Raw genomic sequence first — 9,773 nt, 5'->3', positions numbered from 1 at the left:
GCGCAAAGCCGGTGCCACGTCAAGCACTATTTCATTGATTTGCCATCAATTGCGCGGGCTTGCTCCTTAACTTGGGTGGATTGGGGTCCGACCCCAGCTCTTTGCCTCTGGGGTTAGCGAATTTACTGGCGCTCATAAATCACGCCAAAATCCTTAACTGAACGGCATTAGCCCTATGACCGCCTTATGACGTAGCGCTAACATTACACGCGCGCCGGCGCGCCGATCGCGTACTATGACTGCATCACCGTCACCCCTACAGCCCATGCCCAGCCAGAACTATCGCCAGCCGTGCACTATCGGCACCGTTTGTTTGCTTGCCTGCGTCGTGCTGGCGGCGTGCACACCGTTGCCGCCCGCTCCCGTCCAGACGCCGGCCCATACACCTGGGCCAGCCGCCCTTGCTGCCACACCCGCGCCAGCGCCCGCGTGGCAACAGCAAGAAAAAGGGGTCTTGCACATCGTTCCACAGCAATCCCTGCTGACCATCACCGTGCGGCGCGGCGGCGCGCTGGCCCGGCTCGGGCATGACCATGTGATCGCCAGCCGCAATCTGCAAGGCGTGGTGGCGCCGGCGCTGGGACGCGCGCAATTCCAGTTCCGGCTCGACGAGATGAGTGTGGATGAAGAGGGCTTGCGCCAGGCGGCAGGCCTGACGACGACGCCGTCAGCGGACGCCATCGCCGGCACGCGCCACAACATGCTGGTGCGCGTGCTGGAGGCCGAGCGTTATCCGTGGGTGCGTATCGAGGCGCGCCGCACGGACGACAAAGAGACGCTCGAAGCAGACATCACTGTGCATGGCGTGACGCGCACGGTGCAGTTGCCCGTACGCATAGAAGAAGCGGCCGATGGTCGCGGCCTGCAGGCCAGCGGCAGCCTGCTGCTGAAACAAAGCGACTTCGGCATCGTGCCATTCGCCATCCTCGGCGGCGCCATGGCGGTGCAGGACCAGATGGAACTGGCGTTCCGCATTAGCGCCCGCCAGGAAGTCAGCGCGCCAGGATCAGGCGCAAGCCCAGGCCGATAAAGATGCTGCCGGCCACGCGGTCCAGCCACAGGCCGGCGCGCGGCCGGCCGTTGAGCCAGCGGCCGACGGCGCCGGAAAAATAGCCGAGCAAGCCAAACAGCACACACGCCTGCGCCGTGAAGACCAGGCCCAGCTGCGCCGTCTGCCAACTGGCATTGCCTTGGCCAGTGACAATGAACTGCGGCAAAAACGAGAGGAAAAACAGCACGACTTTCGGATTGATACTGTTGGCAAACAAACCCTTGCCGAACAGGCGCAGCAATGATTCATCGGGCAAGGCGGCTGCGCCATCGACTTTCGCGCCGCCTCGACTGCGCAAGGCGCCGACCCCCAAGTACATCAGGTACAGCCCGCCGGCCACTTTCAGCACGGTCAATGCCGTGGGCGTAGCGGCCAGCACGGCCGACACACCGATGCTCGCCAGCACAGTGTGGGTGAGGCAGCCAAGGGCGCAGCCCAGGCCGAACGCCATGCCCTGGCGACGCCCGCGCGACATGCCCACGCCCAGCACCATCAGATTGTCGGGGCCGGGACTGGCGGTAATGAGAACGGCGGCGGCCAGGAAGGCCAGCAACTGGTCGGCACTGAGCATGGAAGTCTCGCAGGAAAAAACCGCCATGATACCGTAGCACTCGCCATGCCGACAGCAGATGAAATTGCACTTGCGTCACCAAGAGTCGATTAAAATGACGTATCCATAGCAAACGGCATTGCCGCCGATTCCAGCGCGACCATCACCTCACTCATCGATGCCAGCCCACCCGCCCCCATCCAGCCACCGCGCCCCCATCTGCCGCGTCAGCGGCGGGCTATGCGGCTGGCCGCTTCTGTTCGGTATGCAGTTCCTTCTGCTGTTCGCCCTGCTGGGCTTGGCCGGCGTGGCGCAGGCAGCGCCCTTGCCCCTGACACAGCAAGGCATCGTACACCTGGGCAAAGGCGGGCAACTATTTCTCGCTGCAAATGAGGTCGCGCCTGCCGACGCCGCCACGCTGCCCGCCTGGCTGGCGCGCCAGCGCCCGGCCGGACAAGTCGACCTGTTCGGCGGCGCCTACTGGTTGCATGCGCAGGTGCGCAACGACAGCAACGTCGCGGCCTGGGTCATCGACCCGAACGACACCCTGATCGATCTGGTCGACCTTTACGTGTATGGTCCGGGGCCGCAAGCGGCGCCGCAAACCTTGCTGACGGGCTACCAGCGCCCACACGAATATTTGCTGCACTACGGCAGGAACGTGCAGCTGGCGCCCGGTGCCACGTATGATATCCTGATCCGCTTTTCCAGCCCCTACTACGCGCGCGCGCCCCTGTTCGGCATGCAGACGCAGCAGGACTACCGCAAGCTGGTGGGCAAGGAAAACTTCTTGATAGTGGCCTCCATCGGCGCCCTGCTGGCGCTGGGCCTGTTCAATTTCTTCATCTTTTCCATTACCCTGGAAAAGGCCTCGGCTTATTACGTGCTGTACGTGCTGACATATGGCCTGGCCTGGGCCATGACCTTCCACGTCTTCGCCGACCTGTTCGACTGGCACCAGCTGCAGCTGCATTACGTGCCGTTTTTCCTGCTGCCCGTCTTCAGCACCCTGTTCTATATGCATTTCCTGCGACTGCGCGACTATTCGCGCCTGCTGTACCGCATCAGCAAGGTCAACCTGGTGCTGCCGCTGCTGCTCTTGCCTAGCTGCTTCTTCGCCCTGTCGTATGCACACACCTTGGCCACCATCGTGATCAGCATCTGGATGCTGCTGGCGCTCATTTGCGGCATCGTCGTGTGGCGCCGCGGCTACCAGCCGGCGCGCTTCTTCGTGCTGGCCTTCGTCGCCCTGATGCTGCCCGGCTTCATGATACTGCCGGCCAACCTGGGCCTGATGCCAGCCATGGTGGCCAACGCCCAGCTGGTGACGCTGCTCGGTGGCACGCTTGACGGCTTGCTGCTGGCCTTTGCCCTGGCCGACCAAATCCGCCTGCTGCGCAACAACCTGGAACAGCGCGTGCGGGAACGCACCTTGGCGCTGACCCTCAGCAACGACGCCCTGCTGAAGGCCAAGGAACATGCGGAAGTGGTGAGCCGCCATCGCATCGACTTTCTGTCGGCCATGAGCCACGACATCCGCACGCCGCTCGCTGGCGTGATCGGCATGCTGAAGTTCGCCCTGCGCGACCAATCCATCAAAGGCCGCACGCAAGAATACCTGCGCATCGGCTTGCACAATGGCGTCTCTCTGCTGACCATTCTCAATGATATCCTCGATTTCTCGAAGATCGACGCAGGTAAGCTGACCCTGGAAACGCTGGACTTCGACTTGCTGGCGCTGATCGGCGACGCGGCCGGCATCGTGCAGGGCCAGGCCGATGCCAAGAGCCTGTTGCTGCGCCGCGAACTGGCGCTGGACCTGCCGCGCTACGTGTGCGCCGATCCCACGCGCCTGCGACAAATCCTGATCAACCTGCTGGGCAACGCACTGAAATTCACGGCCAATGGCGAAGTACAGCTGGAAGTGCGGCGCGCCCGCACGCCACCGCGCCGCGATGGCCGTAGCGAGATCGAATTCATCATCAGCGACACCGGCCCCGGCATCGACGCCGATACCTTGCCGCGCCTGTTCCAGAAGTTCGAGCAGGCCGACCATTCCACCACGCGCCGCTACGGCGGTACGGGCCTGGGCCTGGCTATCTGCAAGGAACTGGTCGAACTGATGAAAGGCACGATAGGCGTGGAAAGCCGGGTCGGTATCGGCTCACGTTTTCATTTCACCTTGCCACTGCAAGACGGCAGCGCGCCAGCGGCCGACACGCGCCGGCCGACGCGCCAGGCGCGCCATGCCTACCGCCTGCGCATCCTGTGCGCCGAAGACGTGCGCACCAACCAGATCATCATCGGCACCCTGCTCGAAGGCATGGGCCATGCCGTGAGCATCGTCGAAAACGGCGAAGAGGCGCTGCGCGCGCTGGCCACGGGCGCCTACGACTGCGTGCTGATGGATGGCCGCATGCCGCTGATGGATGGCGAACAGGCCGCACGCCTGATCCGCGACGGCGGCAACAGCCAATTTGCTATTGCCGACGCACAGATCCCCATCATCGCGCTGACCGCCAACGCCAGCGAACATGACCGGCAACGCTACCTGGCCTCGGGCATGGACGACTTCCTTAGCAAGCCAGTCGACGAAGCGCTGCTGTTCGAAAAAATCAATGCCATCATCGACCTGCTGCTGGCGCGCGGCCAGGCACTGCCGCCGGCCATGCCGGCTGCGGACGATACCCTGGCGCGCCAATTTGGCCTGGACGACGCCAACAGCGCGGCGCAGACGGACACGCCGATGCCGGCCGATCCGATGACGACGCGCGTGCACATCCTGCCGCTGGCAGGTCTGTCACCGCAACACTTGCAGCGTATTGCGCAAGCGTTCCTGATGGAAGCGCCGCGACGCCTGGACCTGGCATGCCACGCCGTGCGCGATGGCAACGCCAGCGCAGCCGCAGCCGCCTTCCACGCCTTGAAAGGCAGCGCCGGCTACCTGAGCCGCCCTACCCTGCACAGCCTGTGCCACCAGATGGAAACCCTGGCCTCGAATGGGCGGCTCGATGAGGTAGAACAATTCCTGCCTCAGTTGCAGGCAGCACTGGACGTGGCGCGGCGCGACCTGGAAGACCAGCCCGGAACCTGAGCCATCAGGCCTGGAAGTCCGTCTCTCCCTGGATCACGGCCGGATAGCCCGTCATGGCGCGCGAGGTCTGCATGCCCGCCATCACGGCCGCCTCCACGCAGCCCGCGTTCAAGCCCGTCTTGATCCAGTCGCCCGTGAGGAACAGGTTGGAAAAGCCCGACTGATCGGTGGCCAAGCGATACTGCGTGCTGTTTACCACCGACATCACGTAGCGCTCGGACGGGTCGACGTTGGCGCGCCAGTACTGGCTGTCGAAGCGCGCCGGCCCGGTGCCGGCCTTGGCATCGACCAGCCATTGCCAGGGAAATGCGCCTGGCGCACCGGCCTCGGGCCACAGCGCGCCGATCTCGCGCTCCAGCTGATGCAGCGCGCCCTGCTTTGCCTTGTCCGCGCAGCGGGCGGGGAAACCCGTGTCGGTGACGGGCGGGTAGCTGTCAACGGGGAAGGCGCTGCAAAAGTAGGACACATTCTTCGGTTCCAGTCCCGCCGGCCAGTCTTCGCGCGCCAGCAACTGGTCCATCGGCGCCCAAGTGTCGTACGGCTCCGTAAAGGCCGACAGCACGGGCTGCTGGCCGTTGGGCTGCATGCTCCAGCCCATCTGTGTCAAATCCTTGTTGAGCCACACCTGGTAAGCCTGCGTGGCCACGGTTTTCACCTTCTCGACCGTCAGTTGCAGGGCCGGGTTTTGCGCCAGCAGTTGCGGGCACAGGGCGGGCAGCGAGCCGATGGAAATACCAAATACCACCTTGTCGAAATCGACGCCCTTCTTCAATACCGTGACCGGCAGCTCGCGGCCGCACGCTTGCCGGTATTGCTGCGGCCAGTCGCTCCAGTACGATTCCAGGTTGACGTCGTGCTCTTGCAGCAGCGCCGCCTGCGCCGGATCAAGCTGTGCGTAATCGGGCGTGCTGGGCCAGCACGCCAGGCCCTTCACGTCCACCAGCGGCGCATAGCCGGCGCCAGGGTCCTTCAATTGCACCTGCTGCGTGATGCGGATGCTGTCGATGTCGCCCGCACCCGGCACCAGCTCTTCGACCCGCTGGAAGAACTTGAATTGCACGCCGCGCTTGCGCAGCACTTCATACAGGGGAGTAAAGATGGTGTCGCCCATGCCGGCCTGCATCTTGAACATGATGCCGCCCTTGTAGGCCAAGCCGATGCGCGCCATCGATCGCAACAGCGTCCCCGCCTCGATATTCGGTTTCGCGAAATCGCCGCCCTCGTAGGCGAACACCAGGTCATAAAAACCGCGCACGGGCGCCGAATTGATGCAGAACTGCTCGTCGCCGCCATGTTTTTTCAGCCAGGCGCGGAAATCGATGTCGTTGATCACGTCAAAGCCATTCTTCAACACGCCATCGTCGAACATGCCTTTCATGACCGTTATGCCCAGGTCCAGACAAGTGAACAGGCGACGCAATTCATCGTCGCCCTCGATCAGGGCGCGGTAGCGCAGGCGCAACCAGGCACGGATGCCGCTCAGGGTGCTGGCCAGCAGCCGATGGCTGGCCGCGTCATGGCGCGTGGAATCGGGCGCCAGCTCGGCCACCAGCGCCACCAGCGCGCCCACCGACAAACCCACGTCCAAGCCCAGTTCATCGGCCCGCCCCACCACCGCGTCAGCCAGGTGGCGCAGCCAGCCCGGCCAGACGCCCTCACCCTCACTCTCGCCATCACCTTGCAGCGCGCTGCTGCGCACGATGCGCGCGTCGGCATCCGCTACCTGCCGGATCTGGCGTATCCACTGTTCGATCCAGCCCACCATGGCGATCGCCATCTGCCACAGGGTGACGTCTTCGCCGCCCTCGCCCGGCTCGCCCGGCAAGGTGGGAAAGACGATGGACCAGTTGCGCCACTGGCCCTTGACGTCTTCCGACAGGGCCACGTAATCGTGCTGCTTGAAGGCGTCGCGCCAGGTGGCCAGCGGTGCGCCGGGCGGACGCTCCAGGCTGGCATACGCTTCCTTGATCATCTTGAAAGCATTCGCATAGAAGCCGAACCAGATATGCAGGCCGTGCTCCTCGATGCGCTGGCCAAGCTGCGCATTGCGCCCACTGGCACCCTTGCCGCCCAGGCGCCAGCCCAGCTGGTAGACAGTGATCGCATGCTGGTTTTGCCAGCCAGGCTGGTTCGTCAAATAATAGGCGGCCGTCATGGCGGCCACGCCGCCGCCGAGGATGGCGATTTTTTCCGGCGCGATCTGCGAATTGTCGACCAGTTCCTCGCCCGGCATGGCCGTGAAGTCGAAATTGACATGGAACGGCAATATCGCCGCCTGCGGCCCCAGCCGCAAGCCCAGGGTCTGGTCCAGCGGGAAGCTGTCGAACGCATGCAAGGTGCATTCGTATTCGTAGCCGAGCAGGCGCGCGCTGTGCAGACGGTTGATCTCGGCCGGCGCGGCCACCAGGGCCTGGTACACGGCTTTCACGCCCGCGCTGTCGGGAAATTGCTTGAGGAAAATCTGGTCGATGCGCGGCTTGCGCAGCAAGGAAACAATATCGGCCCAGCCGGCTTGATCGAGGTCGAAGAAATCGGGGATGGAGAGAAAAATCTTGAACGCCTGCTCGATGAGTTCCAGGAAACTGTTGATGGGCTGGTGCTGCCCCGTCTGCACGCTGGCATTCACTTCCAGCAACGGGTGCAAGGCCAGCTTGGTTTCCGGCGAAAAATGCTGGAAACCCTTGGCGGCCACGGCGCAGCGCAGCGGCTCGCTGCCGGCAGCAGGAATGTCGTATTCGCACAGGTATTTCGGATAGCCGAACAGTTCGCGCCCGTTGATCAGGGCCATCGCGTCATCGACAAAAATGTGACAGGGATACCAATAAATATGCGCGAGCTTGCCAGCCGCATCCATCTCGCCGACCATGATCCAGGTGACGATATCGACTTCCGTGATCCAGCCCTTGGCCTGGTCGACGGGATTGGCCGAATCGGCATGGTTGACGCGCGTAAACGTCAGCATCACGTACGGTGACAGCGCTTTCAAGGTCATCTTGCGGCCCGCCACCTGGTTCAGCGTGGTATTGACGGTCGCTTGCAACTTCGTCAGCTCGCCCCTGACGAAATAACCATACATTTCAGACTGTTTCAATTGCAGCGGCGAGTGCATCATCACCGAACCACCCTGATAAATATACGCAGGTCTTGCCGAAGGTATCGCTGTCATTGCCCTATCTCCTTAAGTTTCAATCAAACAAGATTTCTCTAGTGTTCTAGTGTATTTGAGAAATATCAATGCATGATATGAAATAAATTAAAGGATTTGCCAAGATGCATAGCTTAGCTTTCTTTCATGCAAGAAACAGCCTGCGCAGGGCAGGCGCAGCAAGTCCCTGCCATCGGGTGTAGGATGAAGCTTCCTCAGCGTTTCGAGCACCCTGCCATGGCAATGATTACCACCGACTACGTTTCCACCTATTCCGGCAACCGTTTTTATCCTTTGCGCCCGCATATCGACAAGGTCGCCATCGAAGACATTGCCCATGGCCTCGCCTACCAATGCCGCTTCAATGGACAGACGCAAGTGTTTTACTCTGTCGCCCAGCACAGCCTGATTGTCGCCGGCCTGGTGCCGCCCCATTTGCGCCTGGCGGCCCTGCTGCACGACGCGGCCGAAGCCTACCTCGGTGACATGGTGAAACCCTTGAAAGTGCTGCTGCCGCAATTTGCCGTACTCGAAGACAAGGTCAGCGCCATCATCGCCACCACCTATGGTCTGGATTTTTCCGATTACGCGCCCATCAAACGGGCCGACCTGATCGCCTTGGCGACGGAAAAGCGCGACCTGATGCCCCACTCGGCCGAGCGCTGGGATTACCTTGACGACATCGTCCCCTTGCCCGGTATAATCGAGGCCATGGGTCCGGCCGAAGCCAAGCAGCGCTTCCTGCACGCCTTTACACAGCTGGGCGGACTTGGAATGGCGCCGTGAAAGTCTCTTTCCATGCTGCGCCAACGGGCGCTAAGCCACGGTTTTTGCACGGCTTTTTCAGATATCCACAGCAACTGTGGATAAGGTTGTTGATAAGTCCCTCTTGACAAGCCGCAACACCAGCATTGATGCGGCTTTCAATAATTTGCTGAATTCACAGGCAATTTTTTAATCCAATGAAATCAACGACTTGGAATCATGATTTAGCGCCAGAGCGAAGCAGCTGGGGCAGCATGAAAATATATTTTGCTATGCATAAGCAATCCTGCCCCAGGCCATCTTGCCTGGACAGCATTGTTTTGACAAACCCCGCAGACTGGCATAGTGTGGGGTACGCGAGTACGATCAACGGTGGGTAAATGCATGAATATGGATAGCGACAGTGCCGCCAAGGGGGCGGACGAACCCGACTGGCTCATCGACGAGCCACTCGGGCGCGCAGGCGCGACGGCAGAACCTGCGATCGCGACGCCGTGGCGCGTGCTGATTGTCGATGACGATGTCGATGTGCACGTGGTAACCAAGTTCGCCCTCAGCCAGGCCAGCTTCCAAGGCCGTAGGCTGAGCTTTTTGCACGCTTATTCGGGGAGCGAGGCGCTCGCCTTGCTGCGCAGCACGCCCGATATCGCCGTGGTGCTACTCGACGTCATCATGGAAACCCCGGATGCCGGGCTGCAAGTGGCGCACCAAGTTCGCACCGAGCTGCACAACAGCGCCGTGCGCATCATCCTGCGTACGGGCCAGCCCGGCCAAGCGCTCGAACACCGCATCGTCATCGACTACGACATCAACGATTTCTGGTGCAAGACAGACCTGACCACGCGCAAATTATTTACCACCGTAATCACCTCGCTGCGCACCTACGCCACCTTGCGCGAATCGCAACAACAAGTCACCGACCTCGCTGCTGCCCTGGCCCAGTGTGGCGACACGCCAGCGTGAGGGGCCGATGGCAAGCTTTGGAACGCCACCGCCACGTTGACAACGGCTAAGCAAACCGGCGCGCGCAGTGACATCAGCAAACAAGCAAGAAATCATGGGTAGATGCCGCGCTTGACAGCAAGCGTCGCCGACTGAAGACGACGACGCGCAGTCAGTGTTGATCGGCCTTGTCAGGCATAACAACAAGTGTACTGGATAAACATAC

The 9,773-nt window shown here is 61.9% G+C and carries 6 protein-coding genes; 4 read left to right on the top strand and 2 right to left on the bottom strand.

The features are described 5' to 3' along the window. Nucleotides 1-454 precede the first annotated feature (454 nt). Nucleotides 455-1,030: a YceI family protein gene (locus tag ACQ4V8_RS19485; protein WP_010399367.1), complete on the top strand. Its 576-nt coding sequence runs from the start codon at nucleotides 455-457 to the stop codon at nucleotides 1,028-1,030. Here the strand turns inward: ACQ4V8_RS19485 and ACQ4V8_RS19480 are convergent. Further along, nucleotides 993-1,622, bottom strand: coding sequence for a LysE family translocator (locus ACQ4V8_RS19480; RefSeq protein ID WP_010399370.1), 630 nt, complete (start codon nucleotides 1,620-1,622; stop codon nucleotides 993-995). The two genes, ACQ4V8_RS19485 and ACQ4V8_RS19480, sit on opposite strands and share 38 nt — an antisense overlap. Nucleotides 1,623-1,866: 244 nt before the next feature. On the opposite strand from ACQ4V8_RS19480, the gene ACQ4V8_RS19475 reads away from it, so the two are divergent. Next, on the top strand, nucleotides 1,867-4,695 hold the full coding sequence (locus tag ACQ4V8_RS19475; protein ID WP_436572027.1) for a hybrid sensor histidine kinase/response regulator: 2,829 nt from the start codon (nucleotides 1,867-1,869) through the stop codon (nucleotides 4,693-4,695). Nucleotides 4,696-4,699: 4 nt separating this feature from the next. On the opposite strand, the gene ACQ4V8_RS19470 is transcribed toward ACQ4V8_RS19475, so the two are convergent. Next, entirely contained in the window at nucleotides 4,700-7,861 is a 3,162-nt protein-coding gene (locus ACQ4V8_RS19470) for an NAD(P)-binding protein (protein ID WP_436572026.1), read from the bottom strand. A gap of 216 nt (nucleotides 7,862-8,077) precedes the next feature. On the opposite strand from ACQ4V8_RS19470, the gene ACQ4V8_RS19465 reads away from it, so the two are divergent. Beyond that, nucleotides 8,078-8,626 carry a phosphohydrolase gene (locus ACQ4V8_RS19465; protein WP_196855566.1) on the top strand — a complete coding sequence of 183 codons (549 nt, stop codon included), beginning with the start codon at nucleotides 8,078-8,080 and terminating at the stop codon, nucleotides 8,624-8,626. A 363-nt stretch (nucleotides 8,627-8,989) separates the two neighbouring features. Beyond that, entirely contained in the window at nucleotides 8,990-9,568 is a 579-nt protein-coding gene (locus ACQ4V8_RS19460) for a response regulator (RefSeq protein WP_436572025.1), read from the top strand. Nucleotides 9,569-9,773 lie beyond the last annotated feature (205 nt).

The organism is Janthinobacterium paucivorans (assembly GCF_051380805.1).
Lineage (GTDB): Bacteria > Pseudomonadota > Gammaproteobacteria > Burkholderiales > Burkholderiaceae_D > Janthinobacterium > Janthinobacterium lividum_D.
This window is presented reverse-complemented; position numbering and strand designations above follow the sequence as displayed.